The organism is Staphylococcus simulans (genome assembly GCF_002994445.1).
Classification (GTDB): domain Bacteria; phylum Bacillota; class Bacilli; order Staphylococcales; family Staphylococcaceae; genus Staphylococcus; species Staphylococcus simulans_B.
In genome coordinates, this window is record NZ_MRZJ01000003.1 from 268,151 (window position 1) to 289,664 (window position 21,514).

General features: G+C 38.0%; 19 protein-coding genes. 10 read left to right on the forward strand and 9 right to left on the reverse strand.

Annotation, left to right across the window (positions count from 1 at the left end):
* Positions 1-14 precede the first annotated feature (14 nt).
* The 6 genes from C7N65_RS06370 to C7N65_RS06395 all read left to right on the forward strand — a co-directional run bounded on the left by C7N65_RS06370 (position 15) and on the right by C7N65_RS06395 (position 6,642).
* Positions 15-374: a HesB/IscA family protein gene (locus C7N65_RS06370; RefSeq protein WP_105993637.1), complete on the forward strand. Its 360-nt coding sequence runs from the start codon at positions 15-17 to the stop codon at positions 372-374.
* 300 nt (positions 375-674) lie between these two features.
* Positions 675-1,880: an NAD(P)/FAD-dependent oxidoreductase gene (locus C7N65_RS06375; protein ID WP_105993638.1), complete on the forward strand. Its 1,206-nt coding sequence runs from the start codon at positions 675-677 to the stop codon at positions 1,878-1,880.
* Positions 1,881-2,000: 120 nt separating this feature from the next.
* Positions 2,001-3,482: a leucyl aminopeptidase family protein gene (locus C7N65_RS06380; protein ID WP_105993639.1), complete on the forward strand. Its 1,482-nt coding sequence runs from the start codon at positions 2,001-2,003 to the stop codon at positions 3,480-3,482.
* A gap of 125 nt (positions 3,483-3,607) precedes the next feature.
* A complete protein-coding gene (locus C7N65_RS06385; RefSeq protein WP_158698104.1) occupies positions 3,608-4,801 on the forward strand; it encodes an MFS transporter in 1,194 nt (397 codons plus the stop codon).
* A 116-nt stretch (positions 4,802-4,917) separates the two neighbouring features.
* Positions 4,918-6,234, forward strand: a complete 1,317-nt coding sequence (locus C7N65_RS06390) for a Na+/H+ antiporter family protein (RefSeq protein ID WP_105993641.1) — start codon at positions 4,918-4,920, stop codon at positions 6,232-6,234.
* Between the two features lie 30 nt (positions 6,235-6,264).
* Positions 6,265-6,642 (forward strand): PaaI family thioesterase, encoded by a 378-nt coding sequence (locus tag C7N65_RS06395; RefSeq protein WP_105993642.1) that lies wholly within the window; start codon positions 6,265-6,267, stop codon positions 6,640-6,642.
* Between the two features lie 43 nt (positions 6,643-6,685).
* Here the strand turns inward: C7N65_RS06395 and C7N65_RS06400 are convergent, their stop codons facing one another.
* The 9 genes from C7N65_RS06400 to kapB form a co-directional block, all read right to left on the reverse strand.
* Positions 6,686-7,834 carry an FAD/NAD(P)-binding protein gene (locus tag C7N65_RS06400; protein WP_105993643.1) on the reverse strand — a complete coding sequence of 383 codons (1,149 nt, stop codon included), beginning with the start codon at positions 7,832-7,834 and terminating at the stop codon, positions 6,686-6,688.
* Between the two features lie 135 nt (positions 7,835-7,969).
* The gene (locus C7N65_RS06405) at positions 7,970-8,341 is read right to left on the reverse strand and encodes a Na+/H+ antiporter subunit G1 (protein ID WP_105993644.1); all 372 of its coding nucleotides are present in this window, start codon (positions 8,339-8,341) and stop codon (positions 7,970-7,972) included.
* On the reverse strand, positions 8,319-8,615 hold the full coding sequence (locus C7N65_RS06410) for a Na(+)/H(+) antiporter subunit F1 (protein WP_105993645.1): 297 nt from the start codon (positions 8,613-8,615) through the stop codon (positions 8,319-8,321). Before C7N65_RS06410 ends, C7N65_RS06405 begins: the two co-directional genes overlap by 23 nt.
* Positions 8,615-9,094, reverse strand: a complete 480-nt coding sequence (locus C7N65_RS06415) for a Na+/H+ antiporter subunit E (protein ID WP_105993646.1) — start codon at positions 9,092-9,094, stop codon at positions 8,615-8,617. The genes C7N65_RS06410 and C7N65_RS06415 overlap by 1 nt, the downstream gene beginning before the upstream one ends.
* Before the next feature lies 1 nt (position 9,095).
* Complete coding sequence (locus tag C7N65_RS06420; RefSeq protein ID WP_105993663.1) at positions 9,096-10,592, reverse strand: Na+/H+ antiporter subunit D; 1,497 nt, start codon at positions 10,590-10,592, stop codon at positions 9,096-9,098.
* On the reverse strand, positions 10,579-10,929 hold the full coding sequence (gene mnhC1 / locus C7N65_RS06425; protein WP_105993647.1) for a Na+/H+ antiporter Mnh1 subunit C: 351 nt from the start codon (positions 10,927-10,929) through the stop codon (positions 10,579-10,581). The genes C7N65_RS06420 and mnhC1 overlap by 14 nt, the downstream gene beginning before the upstream one ends.
* A complete protein-coding gene (locus C7N65_RS06430) occupies positions 10,929-11,357 on the reverse strand; it encodes a Na(+)/H(+) antiporter subunit B (protein WP_105993648.1) in 429 nt (142 codons plus the stop codon). Before C7N65_RS06430 ends, mnhC1 begins: the two co-directional genes overlap by 1 nt.
* On the reverse strand, positions 11,338-13,755 hold the full coding sequence (locus tag C7N65_RS06435; RefSeq protein WP_105993649.1) for a Na+/H+ antiporter subunit A: 2,418 nt from the start codon (positions 13,753-13,755) through the stop codon (positions 11,338-11,340). The genes C7N65_RS06430 and C7N65_RS06435 overlap by 20 nt, the downstream gene beginning before the upstream one ends.
* 125 nt (positions 13,756-13,880) lie before the next feature.
* On the reverse strand, positions 13,881-14,264 hold the full coding sequence (gene kapB / locus C7N65_RS06440; RefSeq protein WP_105993650.1) for a sporulation phosphorelay system protein KapB: 384 nt from the start codon (positions 14,262-14,264) through the stop codon (positions 13,881-13,883).
* Between the two features lie 72 nt (positions 14,265-14,336).
* Between kapB and C7N65_RS06445 the strand changes: the two genes are divergently transcribed.
* From C7N65_RS06445 to C7N65_RS06460, 4 genes are all read left to right on the forward strand, one after another.
* On the forward strand, positions 14,337-14,933 hold the full coding sequence (locus C7N65_RS06445) for a peptidylprolyl isomerase (RefSeq protein ID WP_105993651.1): 597 nt from the start codon (positions 14,337-14,339) through the stop codon (positions 14,931-14,933).
* A 93-nt stretch (positions 14,934-15,026) separates the two neighbouring features.
* Complete coding sequence (locus C7N65_RS06450; RefSeq protein ID WP_105993652.1) at positions 15,027-15,284, forward strand: DUF1871 family protein; 258 nt, start codon at positions 15,027-15,029, stop codon at positions 15,282-15,284.
* Positions 15,285-15,301: 17 nt separating this feature from the next.
* The gene (locus C7N65_RS06455; protein WP_105993653.1) at positions 15,302-15,832 is read left to right on the forward strand and encodes an NUDIX hydrolase; all 531 of its coding nucleotides are present in this window, start codon (positions 15,302-15,304) and stop codon (positions 15,830-15,832) included.
* A 437-nt stretch (positions 15,833-16,269) separates the two neighbouring features.
* On the forward strand, positions 16,270-21,514 hold a 5,245-nt coding region (locus C7N65_RS06460; RefSeq protein ID WP_158698105.1), incomplete at its 3' end, for a lectin-like domain-containing protein.

Below are 21,514 nucleotides of genomic sequence, written 5' to 3' on the forward strand. Positions count from 1 at the left end.
AGGAGGAATAGGATATGTCTACAGTAAATATGACAGAAGCAGCAGCATACGAAGTTAAAAGTATGTTAGAAAGCAATGATATGCCGAACGGTTATTTAAAAATCAAAGTAAACGGCGGCGGCTGTACAGGTTTGACTTACGGTATGTCAGCTGAAGAAGCACCTGGAGAGAATGACGAAATTATTGAATTCTACGGTCTTAAAGTATTAGTAGATAAATACGATAAACCTGTATTAGAAGGTACAACAATAGACTTTAAACAATCATTAATGGGCGGCGGTTTCCAAATCGACAACCCGAATGCGATTGCATCTTGCGGTTGCGGCAGCTCATTCAGAACTGCCAAAGTTGCTGGCCAGCCTGAAGATTGCTAAAACATCACAAATGGCATGAGATGAAGAGTTGGGGGATAAGACCTCAGCTCTTTTTTTGGTTTAAATATGTTTTTACTTTAAAAATAGATTAAACTATGTCCATAATAGTGTTATCGGACAATCAGTAAATTCTGAAATTATCTGCGGTTTTCTTAGTATTGCCTTGAAAAAATGTTTAGATAATTATAGAATTAAGAGGAATGGCATTTGTCTTTAATTGGCATTTTTTTCAATCAAATGGGGTATATATTAAGATAGCGTATACTAATAAAATTATTTAAGAAAGCATAGGTGAATAAAATGGCTGAAACAAAAAAAGTTCTTGTTTTAGGGGCAGGTTATGCAGGATTGCAAACTGTTACAAAATTACAAAAGATTTTACCAGCTGACGAAGCTGAAATCACTTTAATCAACAGAGATGAATATCACTATGAATCAGTACTTTTACATGAAGCATCAGCAGGTACTGTAAACTATGAAGATATTATCTATCCGGTTGAAAGTGTTGTAGATCAAAATAAAGTAAAATTCCTTAAAGCAGAAGTAACAAAAATCGATCCGACAGCTAAAGTTGTTGAAACAAACAATGGTCGTTTCAACTATGACGTTTTAGTTGTAGGTTTAGGCTTTATCAGTGAAACATTCGGTATTAAAGGTATGTTAGAACATGCTTACCAAATCGAAAATATCCATACTGCACGTGAATTATCTCGTCACATCGAAGATAAATTTGCGAACTATGCATCTTCAAAAGAAAAAGATCCTAAAGATCTTGCATTCTTAGTAGGTGGCGCAGGCTTCACTGGTATCGAATTCTTAGGTGAATTAACTGAACGTGTTGATGAATTATCAAACAAATACGGCGTAGATCGTGATAAAGTTAAAATCACTTGTGTAGAAGCTGCACCAAAAATGCTTCCGATGTTCGACGACGAATTAGTGAACCACGCTGTAAACTTCTTAGAAGAACGCGGTGTTGAATTCAAAATCGGTACACCAATCGTTGGTGCGAACGAAAAAGGCTTCGTAGTTAAAGTGGGAGACGAAGAGCAACAATTAGAAGCTAACACTTCAGTATGGGCTGCTGGTGTTCGCGGAAGCAAATTAATGGAAGAATCATTTGACGGTGTTAAACGTGGCCGTTTAGTAGTTAACCAAGACTTAACTGCACCTGGACACGAAGAAACATTCGTTATCGGTGACGTTTCTGCTTACATTCCTGAAGGTGAAGAACGTCCATTACCGACAACAGCACAAATTGCTATGCAACAAGGTGAAAACGTTGCACAAAACATTAAAAACATCTTAAATGGTCAACCTAAAGAGCCATTCAACTTCGTAAACCGCGGAACTGTATGCTCATTAGGTGCTAACGATGGTATTGGGATTGTATACGGCAGAAACATTGCAGGCAAAAAAGCTGCATTCATGAAAAAAGTTATCGATACACGTTCTATCTTCAAAATCGGCGGTATCGGCTTAGCATTCAAAAAAGGTAAATTTTAATATTAACCATATTTCGGCTGAATAAGTAAGAGCCGGCTAAAAAATAGACTTTAAGAGGTTGGCAAAACTGTTGATACAACAGGGTTACCAACCTCTTTTTTATAATGAAGGAGGATTTGTATGCCAATACAAATTACATTTGATGAGCAAAATCAATTATCGAGCGACACATTAGTTATAGGGTTGCCAGATCATTTAAATCAGCTTGGAGCAGTATCTATTCAAGGAGAAGACTTAACTGATGCTTTAGATACATATAAACAGCGTCATCTTATCAGCAGTGAAGTCGGCAAAGTCAGTGCTACATTCTTTGAAAGCGGAGCGATTCGTGTGCGATTGATTACTGTCGGGTTAGGCAACCTTAAAAACTTAGATCGTATTCAAGCAGCGAAAGTTTTCGGCAATTTATTGCAATACTTCAAACAAGCACATGTCAACAACGCAGATATCCTGTTTTCAACATTCGATTCAAAAGCGATTGAAAAAACAGAAATGGCAGAATTATTTGGTCTGCAAGGCAAGAAATCATTGTATGTCTTTGATAATTATAAATCCGACAAGAAAGTACCCTACCATCTAAGTTTGAGACTGCATGAAGCAGGTGCAGATGAAATTACAGCAATCAAAGACGGCGAAGTGATTGGTGAAGGTATTAAAATTGCGAGAGATTTAAGCAATATACCGCCTAACATATTAACACCTGAGTACTTTGCGGACTTAGTTACAGCACACTTTGAAGAAACAGCTGTAGAAGTGGATGTTAAAGACGCACAAACACTGCAAGCAGAAGGTTTTGGCTTGATTCATGCAGTAGGAAAAGGTTCAGATAACGGCCCGCGTTTAATCACATTAACGTATAACGGCGCACCAGATGCGGATGCGGCACCTATTGCTTTAGTAGGGAAAGGCATTACTTATGATTCAGGCGGTTACTCTATTAAATCTAAACCAGGTATGCAGGAAATGAAATTCGATATGTGCGGCGCTGCGAATGTTGTAGGGATGATTGAAGCAGCACATCGTTTAGCATTGCCTGTCAACATTGTAGGTATTATTGCTTCTGCAGAAAATATGATCAATGGAAAAGCGATGAAACCAGATGATGTCTTCACAGCTATGAGCGGCGAAACTGTAGAGGTACTGAACACTGATGCGGAAGGGCGTTTAGTGTTAGGAGATGCTGTCTTCCAAGCAGCACAGCATCGTCCGAAAGTTATTTTAGACTTTGCGACCTTAACAGGTGCTGCAATTGCGGCACTTGGCTTTGATAAAGCAGCTGTCTTTAAAAATAACGCTGAAGCACCGTTGAATGAAATCACAGCCATTACACAGCAAAATGGCGAATGGACGTATGAATTGCCAGTGACAGCAACAGAACAATCATTAATTAAAAACAGTGAAGTTGCTGATTTAGTCAACCATACCAACGGCATGGGCAAAGCCTTATTTGCGGCCGCATTTATTATGCATTTCAGCAACTCGATTCCGCACTTGCATTTTGATATTGCAGGACCGGCAACCACTTCAAAAGCAAGTTATAATGGTCCAAAAGGTCCTACAGGCTTTTTAATTCAAAGTATGATAGATTGGTTAAGAAAATAGATGATTCAGAGTCGAATTTATCAAGACATAATTTCGACTCATTTTTTATGTGATTTATATTGAGAATATTCTGACATTTAAATATAATAGGTGCTAACTAAACTTTCAGTCAGCAGATGGTTCACATGCCGAAAAAGGCGATTCATTTAATTATATTTGACGTTATTGCTTCATTTGGTTCGCAAATTTTCAGCTTTGCGTGCAGCTTCTTCATTTTAAAACATACAGATAATACTGCTTTCTTCAGTATATATTTAGCGGTAGTTACATTATCTACAATAATCAGTGCACCATTATTTGGGACATTCACCGATACAATGAACAATAAACGCTTAATTACTGCGGCACAAATTGTGAATATTGTCAGCTTAGTATTATTTGTCTTTATTTATCACTCCTTTTTTTATTACATTCTCATTTTAGGGATTATTTTAAATCTAACAGATGGTGCCATCAGTAATATCATTTCAGCCAACATGCAGCAAATCGCAGAAGATAGAATTGAAAGATTCATATCGCTCTTTCAAGGCATTGGCAAGGGGATAAGTATCATTGCGCCGATTTTTGGTGGGGTGTTGATTTCTTTTGTCTCAATTGAAAAACTAGCATTATTCAATGTTTTGACAGAACTCACAGCGATTGTGATTATTTATTTTATACCTTTGAAGGGGACGCTTTCACGCAACGAACAAAATTTTTGGTTTGATTTTAAAGAAGGCTTTCATTATTTATTAAACAAACGTTTCATATTATCGGTAATTTTATTTGTGACGCTTTTCAACTTTTTAGCCAATTGTATTGCGGTAGGAATGCCGATTATCTCGATTCAATCTTTGAAACTAACTGCACCGCAATTCGGATTCGTTGAATCCAGCTTTACATTAGCGATGATGCTGATGATGATTGTGCTTTCTGTATTTCCAATTAAACAAGCACTTAAGGGATCGATGCAGATTTCACTATCCATCGCGGCGTTAACTATCATTGGTTTAGGTCTATATTTGTTAAATATTCAAAGCAATACTTTCTCATTCATTGTGATTCTAGCAGTAATGACATTAGTCGGTATTTCATTGCCGATTTTTAATGTCCCTACAATGATCTTTATGCAAAAGGCAATAGATGATCAGTTTAAGGGCAGAGTATTCGGTTTATGCAACGCTATCTCGCAATCGATGACACCTTTATCTTTTGTTTTCTTTGGTATGGTATTAAACAACCATCAAGGGTGGGTCTTTTTGATAACAGGAAGTGTCTTCCTTTTAGCCATTTTATTGTTCTCGCTGTTTATTAAAAAGGAACAATTTAATGTTGCTTAATTTAGGAACAGAATAAATCAGATAAGATTGGATTGTGATATTGACAACAAAGTAGCAGACTGTTATCATACTAACATAACGCTTTAGTTCGATAACGTAGTAAAGGAGTAACACAAATGTTAAATGCAGTAGTCATCGCAGTTTTATTAATGATTATTTTATGTTTATTCAGACTCAATGTTGTATTAAGTCTGTTTGTCAGCGGTTTAGTTGGCGGTTTAGTGGCAGGAATGCCGGTGGAGAAAATTATCAAAGTATTTTCAGAAAATATAGTAGATGGTGCAGAAGTCGCACTGAGTTATGCTTTGCTTGGGGGCTTTGCGGCATTAATTTCATACAGCGGCATTACAGATTATTTAGTCGGCAAAATCATCAATATGATTAAAGCTGAGAATACAAAAGTATCTCGTTCGACAATCAAAGTCATTTTAATTGTCGCGTTATTACTCTTAAGTATGAGCAGTCAGAACTTGATTCCTGTACATATTGCATTTATTCCAATTGTTATTCCACCATTACTCAGCTTGTTTAATGAATTGAATATCGATAGACGACAAATCGGTTTAGTCATTGGATTTGGATTATGCTTCCCTTATCTGTTATTCCCATACGGATTTGGACAAATTTATCACCAAATCATTCAAACAGGCTTTACAAAAGCACATCACCAAATTGAATTTGATATGGTATGGAAATCATTGTTGATTCCATCAATAGGTTATATTGTTGGTTTGATTTTAGGTCTGTTCTACTACAGAAAACCTCGTAAATATAATAGAGATCAAGAAAATATCGAAAATGCACCGAAAGAACTTAAACCTTATGTATTAGGCGTAACGATTGTCGCAATCTTAGCGACATTCTTAGTACAAACATTTACGGAATCTATGATTTTCGGTGCGCTTGCAGGTGTGATGGTCTTCTTCGTATCTCGTTCATTCAAATGGATTGAACTAGATAGAGAGTTTACAGAAGGTATTAAAATCATGGCTTACATCGGTGTTGTTATTTTAACAGCCAACGGTTTTGCGGGTATTATGAATGCGACAGGCGATGTGAAAGGCTTAGTAGAAAGTATTGCTTCTGTGACAGGCGACCACAAATTAATCGCAATCATCTTAATGTATGTGATTGGATTAATCGTAACATTAGGTATCGGATCATCATTTGCGACGATTCCGATTATCGCAGCGCTTTTCATTCCATTAGGAGAACAAATGGGTATGAGTACGATGGCATTGATTGCCTTAATCGGTACAGCAGGTGCACTAGGCGATTCTGGTTCGCCAGCCAGCGATTCAACATTAGGACCGACAGCCGGTTTAAATGTAGATGGTCAGCACGACCACATCAGAGACACATGTATTCCGAACTTCTTATTCTATAATATTCCGTTAATGGTCTTTGGTACTATTGCAGCTATGGTATTATAAAGTTAATACACATGCAGGGGAGCGGATGGAATGACGAATTTACTCGAAGTCTTAGAAATGGAAATTTTAGAAGTCTCAGAAGGCTATGCGAAAGTGCAAATGCCGGTGACGGATAAAGTGAAACAACCTTTTGGTTATCTGCATGGCGGTGCTTCTATGGCTTTAGGAGAGACAGCATGTTCTGTAGGTGCTGCACATATGGTAGATACGAATAAGGTCATCCCAGTAGGATTAGAAATGAATACGAACCATATTCGCTCAGCGACAGAAGGTCATGTCTATGCGATTGCAAAAATTATCCATGGCGGAAAATCAACGCAAGTATGGAATATCAATATTGTAGATGAACACAATCAAATCATCAGTGTGATGAGAGGAACGATGATGTTGAAGCCGCGTCGTTCATAATAAATAAGCATTCCTGTTTTTTCAGGAATGCTTATTTTTTCTGCTATGAAACTTTAACATCTTCATTGAGATAGGCTTTAGCAATACGGTCAGCAGCTTCTCTGCCGCCCGCAAAGCTTCTTGCGAATGGTCCTAACTCTATATCTGCAAGTGCACCGGATACAAATACACCAGGCATCCATTCTAAGTTTTCGCTTAGTTTAGGGTGTTTTGTTTCTGTTAATGGTGCTTGGTTGTGCTGCACAAAGTTTTGAATAACAGGCAGCTGCATAATATTATTTTTAAAGCCTGTCGCAAGCAGAATAGTATCATAATCATACACTGCTTTGTCAGTGATGATTTGGTGGTCCTTAATGTCTTTGATTTCATTTACATGTATTTGAAGCTGTCCTTCTTGTACATGCTTCTTAAGACGCAAATATAGTTCTTTAGGCATTGATCCTTTATGACGTTCTTGAGCAATGATATTCAAACGCTCTTTGGATGAATCGATTTCACGATAATGTGTCATTTTCTTCGGACCGAGCCAACCTGGATCAGCATCAAAATCATAAACTTCTATATCTTTATTCATCCATAAATGAATTACATCAGAAGCGGAATCTTCAATCAGTTTTAATGTTAAATGTGCTGCAGTGATACCACTGCCGATGACGTGAGACGCATTATGATAAGGTGTTTCTGTATCATCAAAGATATGTTGTACATCAGGCTGATTTTGATACATATCTGGAATGTGCGGGATATTATTACTGCCGATGGCTAATAAGAGGTGGTCGCTGATAACACTGTCGTGTGCTTTCATATCGACTTTCCATTGCCCATCGACTTGTTCGACGTTCGTCGCAATATCTTTAATGTGACGGCTGTTTAAATCGAATTCATGCAGCATTTTATGCACATGGTCCATGAACATATCACGTTGCGGGCGCTGATATTTACCGTAAGTTGCTCCGGTATATTGGTGATGTTTGGCGAATTTTTTCAAGTGGAAAGGATCGGGATGTACATGGTGCACATGCGGTGAGCGTAAGAATGGCATACCGATTCGGCATGAGAAGTCATCAAATTGTTCACACAGGGAGTCATGAGGGTCAATAATAGTTAATGCTTCAGCAGGAAGGCCTGAAGCGCGTAATTTTATAGCAATTGTTACAGCGTGAATACCGCCGCCAACGATTGTCCAAGACATAGCGTCACCTTCTTAAATCGTAATAGTTTCGATTTATTTAATATAGCACAAGTAATCGTTGTTCTCAAGTTAGAACCAATAAAAAAGACGCTGTAAAGGCTGATTAAACAGCTTTTACAGCGTCTGAAATCTTCATTATGATTTACTAGCAGCTTTTGGTTTTTCTTGTTGTGCTTCATTGATTTCATCTAATTGTGTTGATTTAGAATAAGGTGTTTTGACTTTATATGCCGCTTTGATAATCAAGTGGCTGGATAAAGGACCTGTAATTAAAATGAATAAAATCCCGATTAATAACTGCGGATTGACAAAGTGGTCTTTACCGATAAAGTATAAGAAAACACCGAGCATCAAACTCATAGATCCTAATGTAGCTGCTTTACCAGCTGCGTGAGAACGTCCGTAAACATCTTTAAGACGCAGGATACCGATTGAAGAAAGGGCGCTGATGATCGCTCCGATGACAACAAAGAATAATGCTAAACTAATCATTACTGTTTCTATCATGTTCGATCACCTTGCCTTTCTGCATATATTTGGCGAAAACAGCTGTACCTAGGAATGCGATAATTCCGATTAAAAGTATTGCGGAAATCATGTATTTTGTATCTAAGAAGATACTGAACAATGCGACGATAGCCATCAGCTGAATACCAATCGCATCTAGAGCCACAACTCGGTCTGCAAGAGAAGGGCCGAGTATTACACGGACAAGCATACCTAGAATCGACAGTGCAACAATGACAAGTGCAATGATAATTACTACGTTAAAGGCAAACATTATGCTTCTCCCACCTCTCTGACAGCTTTTTCTAATGACGATTTGATACCTTCGATTTCTTCTTCCTTAGTACTGAAATCTAAACAGTGAATATAGATTTTCGTTTGATCATCACTGACACCGAGAACAATCGTTCCTGGAGTTAAAGTGATGAGGGTACTTAATACGACAACTTCCCAAGACTGTTTTAAATCTGTGTCGTAGACAAAGAATGCTGGTTTATTGTCGATTTTCGGTTTTACTACAATTCGGATAACATCGATATTAGCTTTGATTAATTCGATTAAGAAAATCCCCATCAATTTAATCACATAATATAAAGTAACGATGTAGAAACGACCAGGTAAAATTTTTCGCATTAAGTAAACGAGCAGCAGCCCAAAAATAAATCCGAGTACGAAATTGTTAAGAGTGTAGCTGTCATTGACAAACAGCCAAAATATAGCAAGTAAAATATTAACTAAAACTTGAATTGCCATATTATTTCACCCCCAATACGCTGTCGATATATGCTTTAGGGTCGTAGAAAGTCACTGCTGCTTCTTTGATAAACGGATATAACCAATCTGCAGCGAAACTGAATACAACACATAATGCGACAGCAAGAATAGCGACGCTGAGCAAGCCGCGATAATGTAATTTATGGTTGATCTTATAACCTTTTGCTTCACCGAAGAAGCCTTTAATAAAGATTTTCATGACAGAATATAAAATCAACAGACTTGAAAGCAATACAACAATACCGCTGATATAGAAGCCTTTTTCAAAGGCAGCTTTGACGATAAACATTTTACCGTAGAAACCGCTGAAAGGCGGAATACCAGCAAGGTTTAAACATGCGATAAAGAATGTCCATCCTAAAATCGGATAGCCTTTAATCAAACCGCTGAACTTCCGTAAATCTGTGGTATTGGTAATCTTAAGCATTATACCGATTAAGAAGAATAATGCAGCTTTAATGAGCATGTCATTGACTGTGTAATACAATGCGCCGATAATACCGTCTTCATTCATCATTGCTACACCGACTAAGATAATACCGACTGCAATCATAATGTTATACAAGATGATTTTCTTAGTGTCGTTATAGCTGATGGCTCCGATAGAACCAAAGATGATCGTAAGCAATGCTAAGATCAGCACGGTATAGTGCGAGAATGAAAGCGAGTCTGCAAAGAACAAGCTTAGTGTTCTTGCGATTGCATAGACACCGACTTTTGTAAGTAATGCACCAAAGAATGCGATGATTGCGAACGGAGGTGCGTAATATGCACCAGGCAACCATACATACATTGGGAAAGCACCGGCTTTTGTCGCAAATACGAATAGGAACATGATAAAGACAATGCTGACCAGTCCGCTGTCTGTATCTGACAAGTGGCCGAGTTTCTTACTGATATCAGCCATATTCAATGTGCCGACAACAGAGTATAAAATACCGACTGCCATAACAAAGAAGGCTGATGATGCTACGTTTACGAGCAAGTATTTGATACTTTCTTGCAGTTGGATTTTAGTACCGCCGATAACCAGCAATGCGTAAGACGAAATTAAAAATACTTCGAAGAATACGAACATGTTAAAAATATCGCCTGTAATAAAGGCACCGATAATACCTGTTTCCATAAACATTACTGCAAAGTAATAGTAATATGTTTCGCGATGCAAGCCGATAGATTGATATGAGAATAAGATAATCAATAGCGTTACAATCAAGCTGGTAATGACTAAAATTGCACTGAATAAATCAAGTACAAATACAATACTGTATGGGGCTTTCCATGAACCTAATTCTAATTTAAGAGGGCCATGGTGCCAAACGTTAATGAAGTTGACAATCGCAAAACCTAAAGCAATTAATGATCCTGCTAAAGCAACAAAACGTTTAATGAAAGGGCGCTTGCCGATAAATACGAGAACAACTGCTGTAATCATTGGAACAATCAGCATCGCTGCAATCAAGTTATCTTGAGTCATCATCTTCAGGCACTCCCTTCATTCTTTCTACGTTGTCAGTTCCGAGTTCTTTATAACTTCTAAAGGCAAGTACTAAGAAGAACGCGGTTACTGCGAATGAAATAACAATCGCAGTTAAAATCAATGCTTGCGGGATAGGGTCGACGTAATTCTTTGTACCGTGTTTGAAAATAGGTACAGTGCCTTCGCCTAAACCGCCCATTGTAATTAAAAACAAGTTGGCTGCGTGCGTTTGAACAGCGGTACCGATAATGATTCGAATCAAGCTCTTAGATAAAATGAGATAGATACTGATTGATGTTAAGATACCGCAAACAATAATCATAATTATTTCCATTACTCATTCTCTCCAATCGCTAAAATAATCGTCATTACTGTACCGACTACTGCAAGCAGTACACCTAAGTCAAAGAAGACTGCAGTGTGGATTTCCATTGGTTTTAACAATGGAAGCGGAATTTCAAACACTTTGTGTGTGAAGAAATTCTTGCCGTATAACCAACTTGCCATAGGTGTTAATACACAAAATGTTAAGCCGGCAGCAATTAATTTTTTAAAGTCCCATGGGAAGATTTTACGCATGGTTTTAACGTCATAGGAAACTGCCACAAGTACTAAAGAACTTGAAACGAGCAAGCCTCCGATAAATCCTCCTCCTGGTTGATAATGTCCGTTAAGGAATAACGAAAAGGCAAACATCATGATCAGGAAGAAAATGACGATTGTTGAATACTGAAAGATAATATCATTTTTCTGTTTGTTCATTTTCTTCCACCCTTTCATAACCGTTTTTGTGTTTAGAGCGCAATTTAATCAATGTGTAAACACCAAGTCCTGCAATACCGAGTACAGATGATTCGAATAATGTATCGGTACCACGGAAGTCGACAAGGATTACGTTTACCATGTTGTTACCATGCGCTAAGCTAAGCACATTGTCTTTATAGAATTGTGCAATTGATTCGAAATGTCTGTTACCGTATGCGATTAAACCGAGTACAGTCACTACTAAACCAACGCCGCCTGCGATAATCGCATTGACAACTTTGAATGAAGTAGATTCATTGTGTCGGTTCAAGTTAGGCAAGTGGTAGAAACATAATAAGAACAATGCTGTTGAGATTGTTTCAACTACGAATTGTGTCAATGCCAAGTCCGGTGCGTTAAAGAAGATAAAGAATATCGCCATAGAATAGCCGACCGCACTTAACATGATAATGCTGAACAATCTTGAACGCGCAAATACAATCATTGTAGCAGATGCAAGAATCATCACTACGATAATGATTTCATAAGATCTGACGCGTGTAACATGTTCAAAATTCAATGTGAATGGCATGCATAATATTGTAATGACTGCTAACGCAATCAAACTTCCCATAATGACAAGTAATTTATTACGGATAAATCCGCTCATATAAGTGTTTGTGACTTTCTTAGAATAGCTTGGCAAGTTATCAGATGAACGATTGTAGAAATAGTTAAGTTCTAAGCGTTCAGGGATAGCTTCCAAGATTTTGACCCACTTATGATAAGCCAAGATTAATAAGATACCGATGACGTAAATGACTAACGTTGAGAAGAATGCAGGTGTGAAACCATGGAATAAATGGAATTCTGCATCTGGCAGCTCAGCATTACGTATCGCCTGACTGGCAGGATCGATAATCGGTTTAGCTAAAAGACCTGGGAATAAACCGAAAAGTACGACTAATACGGCTAAAAATGCCGGCGCAATCCACATTAATACTGAAGGTTCATGTGGTTTGTGCGGTAAATCGTCCGGTTTGTATGAACCCCAGAAGATTTGTCCGATAAATCTTACTGAATAAACGAATGTAAAAATACTGCCGAGTATTGCGACAATCGGAATCAGTACACCAAGTGTATTCAAACTGAAAATACCGGCATGTGTAACATTAATCATCGCTTCAAGGAAACTTTCTTTAGATAAGAATCCGTTGAACGGCGGAACACCGGCCATACTGAGTGCTGAAATCACTGTGATTGTAAATGAAATCGGCATAACGGTCATAAGGCCGCCTAATTTACGCACATCACGTGTTCCTGTTTCATGATCGACAATACCTGCAATCATGAAGAGCGCACATTTGAAAGTGGCATGGTTGATTAAGTGAAATACTGCTGCAACGAAAGCTGCGGCATACATCTGACTTTGTTCACCTTGGTAATGGAAACTTACTGCACCAATACCAAGCATAGACATGACCATACCGAGTTGAGAAACTGTCGAGAATGCCAAGATTCCCTTCAAATCTGCTTGTTTTGTCGCATTTAAAGATGCCCAGAACAATGTAATTAATCCAATTGCTGTTACAGCCCAAATCCAACCTTGAGACAAGGCGAAGATAGGTGTAAGACGTGCAACTAAATAAATGCCTGCTTTTACCATGGTAGCTGAGTGAAGATAAGCACTGACTGGTGTTGGTGCTTCCATTGCATCTGGCAACCATATGTAAAATGGAAATTGTGCAGATTTTGTCATTGCGCCAAAGAGTATTAAAATCATAGCCAAAATAAAGAATGGACTCGATTGAATCTCAGAGGCATGAGCAATGAGATGGCGAATACTTGTTGAGTGTCCTGAAAGTGTCATTAAGATAAGGCCGCCGAGTAAAGATAGTCCGCCGAATACTGTAATTAATAATGACTTTTGCGCACCATACAATGAAGCATGGCGTGTGCGCCAAAATGAAATTAATAAGAAACTAGAAAATGAAGTCATTTCCCAGAATAAATACAGCATGAAGACATTATCAGATAAAACGACGCCTAACATTGCACCCATAAAGAGTAGTAAATAGCAATAGAAATTCCCTAGTTGTTCTTTTTTGCTTAGATAGCTGATTGAATAGAAAGTAACGAGTGAACCGATACCTGTAATCAATAAACTGAATAATAAACTTAAGCCATCTACATATAAATTAAAGTTCATACCGATCTGCGGCATCCATTGCAATTCCGCAAATCTAGGTTTACCTGACATCGTTGTCGAAATATAAGTTAAGAAATAAATAAATAAAACGACGGGGACAGGCAATACGAACCATCCTATATGTATACGTTTAATAAAACGATAAACAATAGGGATAATGAGTGCAAAGATGAACGGCAACAATACCGCTGCATGTAACCAACTCATTATTTGTCCTCCTTTGAATATAAGATAACCCCATTATACATCAATGTGATAGGGGTAAAAACCTTGATTTTCAGTAACCCGCTTACATTTCACGGAACTGTTAAATAAGAAGAAACACATAATTTTTAGTGGAAAGTTTTTTTATACTGAACGCTGTAATCTTTTTTGAGTGTATTTAAGTTCTCTAAAGAATGTTTTGCATGTTCAGTATCTTGTTGCTGCAATTGTTCTTCTAGATCCGTAATCGCTTGCTGCAGAGAGTCCACGTAATCTAAAGTTTCTACGTTGAAATCACGTAATTTAGAACGTGGTGTGAATCTCTTTTCGTAATGACTGAGTGCACGGCGTTCATGGAAGAAGACACCATCAACTGCGTTCGGGTTATGCAAGTCGCCTTGTTTAGGATGCTTAATGACTTGTTCGACTTGAACCAAGACTTCCCCGTTGTCTTTCTCTTCTACAATAGATACACCGTAAGTTCCGGTTTTATGTGAGAAACGATATAACATTTTAATACTTCCTTTCTGTTCTATATGTTAATATTGTGATATATCAATCTTAACATGAATGGAGTATTTAACATGGCAAACTATCCTCAATTAAATAAAGAAATACAAGATAATGAAATTAAAGTAGTAATGCATACGAATAAAGGCGATATGACATTTAAATTATTACCAGACTTAGCACCGAAAACAGTAGAAAACTTTGTAACACACGCTAAAAACGGTTATTACGACGGCATTACATTCCACCGTGTTATCAACGATTTCATGGTACAAGGCGGCGACCCGACTGCAACAGGTATGGGCGGCGAAAGTATTTACGGCGGTTCATTCGAAGATGAATTCTCAATGGAAGCTTTCAACTTATACGGCGCATTATCAATGGCTAATGCAGGACCGAATACAAATGGTTCTCAATTCTTTATTGTACAAATGAAAGAAGTACCTGAAAACATGTTGAATCAATTAGCTGACGGCGGTTGGCCAGAACCAATCGTAGAAGCATACGGTGAAAAAGGCGGTACACCTTGGTTAGACCAAAAACATACAGTATTCGGCCAATTAATCGATGGAGAAGCGACTTTAGAAGATATCGCGAATACTAAAGTAGGACCTCAAGACAAACCCGTACACGATGTAGTCATCGAATCTATTGATGTAGAAGAAAAGTAATCTTGTACTTTAATGAAAAATGAATCCGATACAGCTCGATTTGTGAAGACGCAAATCGGGCTTATTTTAAGTAATAGAGGAGGTACTGATCGAATGGAAAAGAATGAAGTCAACATCGCCTTATACCAATTATTAGCAGATTGGAATCCGATGCAATTTCAAGATAAAACGATGGGCGATACAGAAGTATACGAAATGATGGATGCAGTGCATCAAGCAGAAGATGTTGATGAACTTGCTCAGAAGTTTCAAGATATCTTTATATTTTCATTTGAAGAACGCTTGCCGATAAAAGCATGCAAACAAAAAGCTGATGAAGCTTTATCATTAGAAGGCACGTGCGGATTATAATACAGGAGGGACATAAAATGTCTGAAATGCTGGATTTATATGATCAATACCGCCAAGCACTTAAAGGACAAGTTGTTGAACGCGGACACCAATTACCAGAAGGCACGTATCATTTAGTTGTACATGTGTGTGTATTTAACCAAAAAGGCGAAATGCTGATTCAACAAAGAAAACAGGATAAAAAACTATGGCCGGGATTATGGGACTTTAGTGCAGCCGGTGCAGTGATGCAAGGAGAAACAAGCAATCAAGCAGCACAACGAGAAGTTAAAGAAGAACTGAATTTAGACTTGGATTTCACTTTAATGCGTCCGCAACTAGCTATGACATACACTGCTGGGTTCGATGATATCTATTTAATTCAAGCAGATATCGATGAAACAGATATTACCATTGAACCAGAGGAAGTAGAAGCCATCCGTTTTGTGAATCGAGAGACACTGTTAAACATGCTGGATTCAAAGGCATTTATTAATTATAAACCGGGTTTGATTTCACTTATTTTTGATTTTATTGCTTCGCAAAATGATGGGATGTACCAATCATAATACAACAGCAGCAATCATGAAATTTCTATACTTTATTATATATTCATCTAAATAGGCATGGATAAATGGGTCATTTTGATCGGTTTATCCATTTTTTTATTGCGTTACAAGTAAAATACATGCAGTGTGTGCAAGAGAAAACGCTTTAATTTGATTTTAAATGTTACAAAAATATTAAATTTTCATAAGAGAATAATCACAAAAATAGTTGCTTCATATTAACTATAACTACGAAAAACAAAGTAAGCATCAATTAGTGATTTTAAAGCTTGCAGTGGTGCAACAATATATGAAATTTGCATATTCAATGCAGTAAACAACAATTACAATCAATAATAATTACTTAAAAAACGATAACATTTCTATTATATACAAAGACGTACCTCCAATTTATAATTATAAGGTAGTTCAAAACTTAATATATCGGAGGACATCACATGAAGAAATTGGACTTTTTGCCTAATCTAAAGAATAGATACTCGATTAGAAGATTTTCTGTAGGAACAGCTTCTATCTTAATCGGGTCTCTATTATTTTTAGGTCACAACGGCGAAGCCAAAGCAGCAGAGAATACAAACGATACAACAGTTGCTGAGGCAACAAAAGCATCAAGTACAGCTCAGCCGACCGCTGCAGCTGCAACTTTGCAAGAAAGTACAGCACCAGCAACAGAGACAAATGCTGACAAAACAGCACCTAGTGCTTTAGAACTTGCGAAAACACAAGCATTTAAGCAACTTGAAACTTATAAGCATTTATCTGAAACTCAGGTTCATCAATTCACTGAAGCTATCCAGCAAGCAAAAACAGAAGCGGATGTTCAAACAGTAGTTGAACATGCTAAAACAGCAGAAGCAGAAGCGGTTCAAAAAGAAGAACAAGCAAAGGCAGAGGCAGCCAAAAAAGTAGCTGCAGAAACAGCTTCAACGAAAACGCAATCAGCATCAAAGACAACTGAGACAACTTCAAACACAGAAACAGACAAAACACCAACAAGCGAAACAGTTTCACCATCAGAAACAACACCAGCACCATCGGTTGCGGTTGAACAAACAACACCGACTGTTGAAGCAGCCGCTTTAAGTGTTGAACAAAAAGTGGAAAAAGTAAGAACAGCTTTAGCTGCTGATTACGATAATACTCAAATAGACGAAGTGTTATCAGTAATTGATGTCAGCAATTTAACGGATGAACAAATTAAAGCAGAAGCTTTAAGAATTTTATTAGGCCGTGCATCAGAAGAAAAAGATTTCTACAGCCCGCAAGCTACATTGCCTAGAACAGAAGAGGCAGAACAAAAAACAGCTGTGCGTGCGTTTAGTGTAGATACAACTAAAAAAGATGAAGTGGTTGTTACGCCAGAAAACTTTAATGATTATTTCTGGACTGTTGATGATGCGACTTATGATAAATCTACAGGTATTGCGACGCTAACTCCGAATGAAAGAAGTAAAAAGGGTTCAATTTCATTAGATACTAAAATGAATATTAATAAAGATTTCCATTTCTCTGGCGAAGTGAACTTAGGGGATAAAGGGGAAGGACATCCTAAAGACGGCGCAGAAGGCGGCGATGGTATTGCCTTTATTTTCAACCCAGGGAATACACATGAATTAGGACTTTATGGATCCGCTGTAGGTATGGGCGGACTTAAATATGCTTTCGGCTTTAAATTAGATACTTATGTAAATAAAAGCTATGACCCAAAAGGTAAAAGTAATCCTGATCCGAACCAATTCTATAATAAAGGCTCTTTCGGGGCATTTGCGTGGAGTAATTCATCTGGTATAGTTTCAACGCAATCAGGTAACGCAGGTTGGGACGCAACTATGTTAAATCCACAACCAACGGATAACCAATTCCAAACGTTCACAATCGACTATAACGGTGATACAAAAGATATGACAATCACGTATGCGGGTCAAACATGGAAACAAAATATGAAGAATTACTTTAGATACACGCATAAAAATGAATATGCATTATCTATTGCGGCATCTACAGGCGGTGCGTATAACTTACAACAAGTTAAAATTAACCAATTCACTTATACTGCAGGTGCATTATTAGAAGAAGACTTTATCGATGCGGATACACATGAATTATTTGACCGTCCGATCCGTACGTCTGGTGATGTAGATAAAATTATCACTGTACAAGATCACTCTGCTTATTTAGCTGATAAAGGTTATAAATTATTAACTGAAGATGATACATTGGCACCGACATATGACAAAACAAAACGTACGGTTAAATTAACGAATGAAAGTCAGTTCATTTTATATCATGTAAAAGATATTCAAGCACCGGTCATCGGAGATATCGCAGATCAGTCAGTAGGTACAAATACTGAAATGGCACCGTTGGTTTTAGATATTACAGATAATAGTAAATATCTTGCGTCTAAAACAGTGACAGGCTTGCCTGACGGCGTTACTTTCAACAGCGATACTAATACAATTTCTGGTACACCGACTGCGGCGGGTACATCTACTGTGACAGTTACAGCTACTGACCATGCTGGATTAACTACGACTAAAACATTCACATACACAGTAACTGATACACAAGCACCAACAATTACACCAGTAAGCAATCAAACAGCTGAAGCATATAATACGATTGCACCGATTACAATCGCAGCACAAGATAATGCACAAACAGCACCGACAGTAACGGTGACAGGTCTGCCGGCTGGATTAACTTATAATCCAACAACACATCAAATTACAGGTAAACCGACAGCAACAGGTACATCAACAGTAACTGTAACAGCGACAGATGCGGCAAATAATACCAGCACTTCTACATTTGATATTACAGTTCAGCCTAATCGTGCATTAGAAGCTTTAAGAACAGCAGTCGCAGATGCGAAAACGGTAAATAAAGCAGACTATACTCCTAACAGCGTGGCAGCGTTAGACGCTAAAGTGGCTGAAGGAGAAGCATTGCTTGCACATCCTGAAAATGGTTCAACTGAACAATTTAATACAAAAGCACAAGAAGTTACTCAAGCTAAATCACAATTAGTACAGCGTGCTGATAAAACAGCATTGAAAAAAGCAATTGCGGATGCAGAAAAGATTACTAACTTAGATCCGACAAAAGCAATCGATCAGCAATTAAAAACTGCTTTAGCCAATGCCAAAACAGTTGATGCTGATTTGAATGCGACACAAAAAGCAACAGACGACAGTAAAAACAGCTTGATTAATGCGATTCAAGAAAAGTTAAGAGCGGATGCATATGAAAAATTGCAAGAAGCAGTAGCTAGAGGGGTACAAGTCGCAAGTACAAATGGCTATACACCAAACAGCATTCAAGCAGTCAAAGATATGATTCAAAAAGTGAATCCTTTAGTAACAGCATCTATGTCTGATGATCCAGCAGTTCGCAAGCAATTTACCGTTGCGCAAATCGAGCAAGCAACTAAAGATATTAATGACAGTATTTCTGGTTTAGTACGTCAAGCAGATAAAACAGAACTGCAAAAAGCGATTGATAAAGCAGGTACGTTAGGTACATTAAATCCATCAGATAAAGAAGACAAAGCAGTTCAAGATAAATTAGCAGCAGCAAACCAAGTAAAAGCTGATGGCAATGCGACACAACAACAAGTCACTGATGCGACAACTGCATTAAATGATGCGATTAATAAAAAATTGTATCAAGATGCATTAGATACACTCAACGCAGCAATCAGAGATGCAAAAGCTGTAACAAAAAGCAATTACACACCTCAAACAGTCGCACCATTTGAAGCGGCAATTACAGCAGGTGAAACTAAAGCAGCAGATACACATGCGACACCTGAACAACTAAAAGCAGCAGCTAAAGCAATCAAAGATGCGCAAAATCAATTACAGCCTGTATCAGATAAAGCAGCGTTAAAAGAAGCCATCAAAAAAGCAGAAGCATTACAAGGATTAGATCCGACTGATAGAGAAGATAAAGCAGTACAAGATGCGTTAGCAGCAGCGAAATCAGTTGACGGTAATACCAATGCCACTCAACAACAAGTAGCAGCAGCAACAAAAACATTAAATGATGCATTAGCAGCGAAAGAACGCCAAGATGCATTAGATGTACTTAACGCGGCAATCAAAGATGCTGAAGCTGTAACGAAAAACAATTACACACCTCAAACGGTTACACCATTTGAAGCAGCGATTACAGCAGGAAAAGCTAAAGCAGCCGATGCACAAGCAACGCCTGAACAGTTAAAAGCAGCAGCACAAGCGATTAAAGATGCTAAAAATGCTTTGAAATTAAAAGCAGATAAAAACGCATTGAATACATCTATCGCAACTGCAGAAGCTTTACCGCCGTTGAAATCAGGAGATCCTGAAGATGATGCAGTAAAAGCAGCATTAGCAAAAGCTAAAGCGGTACAAGCTGACCAAAATGCTGATCAAGCAGCAGTAGACGCAGCAAAAGTTGAATTAGATAATGCGATAAATGCTAAAAAGGCACAAGATGCAGCGGATGCACTTAAACAAGCAGCATTAGATGCATTAAAAGCAGAGTTAGCTAAAGCAGCGAAAATTAATAAAAACAACTTTACACCTGAAACAGTGACACCTTTAACTGAAAAAGAAAATGCAGGTAAAGCTATCGTTGCAAATCCTGATAATCAAACAGTTGAAGCTATCAACGCAGCAACAGAAGCACTTAAAGCAGCTGAAAATGCATTGCAAGCTAAATCTGATAAAGCTGCATTGCAAGCAGCTATAGATAAAGCAGATGCACTTACAGGTTTAAATCCAGCAGACGCAGAAGATAAAGCAGTGATTGATGCACTAGCAGCAGGTAAAACAGTCAACGCTGATCAAAATGCTTCACAATCAGCAGTTCAAGCAGCGACAAAAGCTTTAAATGACGCTTTAGCAGCAAAAGAACATGCGGATGCTTTAGATGCGTTAAAAGCAGAACTTGCAAAAGTAGCAGGTATCAATAAAAATCAATATACACCAAACAGCGTAGCACCATTGAATACAAAAGAAACAGAAGGCAAAGCTATCGTTGCAGCACCAAATGCAAAAACAACTGATGAAATCAAAGCGGCAACAGAAGCATTGAAAGCAGCAGAAGCGGGCTTAGTTCAAAAAGCAGATAAAACTGCATTGCAAACTGCAATTAATAAAGCGGAAGCCTTACCAAACTTGAAAGCAAGTGATCCTGAGGATAAAGCAGTACAAGATAAACTTGCTGCTGCACAAGCAGTTAAAGCAAATGAAAATGCAACACCAGCTCAAGTTGCTGAAGCGATAAAAGCATTAAATGATGCAATCGCAGCGAAAGAACGTCAAGATGCTTTAGATGAATTGAATAAAGCGATAGCTGCAGGTGAAGCGGTTAATAAAGCTGACTATACTCCTAATTCAGTAGCACCATTAACAACAACTATCAATGAAGGTAAAGCAAAAGCAGCAGATGCCAATGCAACACCTGAACAATTGAAAGCAGCTGCACAGGCGATTAAGGATGCACAAAATCATTTACAACCTGTGTCAGATAAAGCGGCTTTAAAAGCAGCTATCAAAAAAGCTGAAGCTTTACCAGGATTAAATCCAGCTGACAAAGAGGATAAAGCTGTTCAAGACGCATTAGCAGCAGCGAAAACAGTTGACGGCAATGCCAACGCAACACCAGCTGAAGTTGCGGCAGCAACTAAAGCATTAA

What these genes read in the sequence shown, in the direction of transcription:
- C7N65_RS06435 (WP_105993649.1), bottom strand. Translation starts at nt 13,755, where the DNA reads ATGAGTTGGTTACATGCAGCGGTATTGTTGCCGTTCATCTTTGCACTC.
- C7N65_RS06410 (WP_105993645.1), bottom strand. Translation starts at nt 8,615, where the DNA reads ATGTTTGCCTTTAACGTAGTAATTATCATTGCACTTGTCATTGTTGCA.
- C7N65_RS06420 (WP_105993663.1), bottom strand. Translation starts at nt 10,592, where the DNA reads ATGACTCAAGATAACTTGATTGCAGCGATGCTGATTGTTCCAATGATT.
- C7N65_RS06380 (WP_105993639.1), top strand. Translation starts at nt 2,001, where the DNA reads ATGCCAATACAAATTACATTTGATGAGCAAAATCAATTATCGAGCGAC.
- C7N65_RS06400 (WP_105993643.1), bottom strand. Translation starts at nt 7,834, where the DNA reads ATGTCTTGGACAATCGTTGGCGGCGGTATTCACGCTGTAACAATTGCT.
- C7N65_RS06390 (WP_105993641.1), top strand. Translation starts at nt 4,918, where the DNA reads ATGTTAAATGCAGTAGTCATCGCAGTTTTATTAATGATTATTTTATGT.
- C7N65_RS06375 (WP_105993638.1), top strand. Translation starts at nt 675, where the DNA reads ATGGCTGAAACAAAAAAAGTTCTTGTTTTAGGGGCAGGTTATGCAGGA.
- kapB (WP_105993650.1), bottom strand. Translation starts at nt 14,264, where the DNA reads ATGTTATATCGTTTCTCACATAAAACCGGAACTTACGGTGTATCTATT.
- C7N65_RS06395 (WP_105993642.1), top strand. Translation starts at nt 6,265, where the DNA reads ATGACGAATTTACTCGAAGTCTTAGAAATGGAAATTTTAGAAGTCTCA.
- C7N65_RS06405 (WP_105993644.1), bottom strand. Translation starts at nt 8,341, where the DNA reads ATGATAGAAACAGTAATGATTAGTTTAGCATTATTCTTTGTTGTCATC.
- C7N65_RS06370 (WP_105993637.1), top strand. Translation starts at nt 15, where the DNA reads ATGTCTACAGTAAATATGACAGAAGCAGCAGCATACGAAGTTAAAAGT.
- mnhC1 (WP_105993647.1), bottom strand. Translation starts at nt 10,929, where the DNA reads ATGGAAATAATTATGATTATTGTTTGCGGTATCTTAACATCAATCAGT.
- C7N65_RS06455 (WP_105993653.1), top strand. Translation starts at nt 15,302, where the DNA reads ATGTCTGAAATGCTGGATTTATATGATCAATACCGCCAAGCACTTAAA.
- C7N65_RS06450 (WP_105993652.1), top strand. Translation starts at nt 15,027, where the DNA reads ATGGAAAAGAATGAAGTCAACATCGCCTTATACCAATTATTAGCAGAT.
- C7N65_RS06445 (WP_105993651.1), top strand. Translation starts at nt 14,337, where the DNA reads ATGGCAAACTATCCTCAATTAAATAAAGAAATACAAGATAATGAAATT.
- C7N65_RS06415 (WP_105993646.1), bottom strand. Translation starts at nt 9,094, where the DNA reads ATGGCAATTCAAGTTTTAGTTAATATTTTACTTGCTATATTTTGGCTG.
- C7N65_RS06430 (WP_105993648.1), bottom strand. Translation starts at nt 11,357, where the DNA reads ATGAACAAACAGAAAAATGATATTATCTTTCAGTATTCAACAATCGTC.
- C7N65_RS06385 (WP_158698104.1), top strand. Translation starts at nt 3,608, where the DNA reads ATGCCGAAAAAGGCGATTCATTTAATTATATTTGACGTTATTGCTTCA.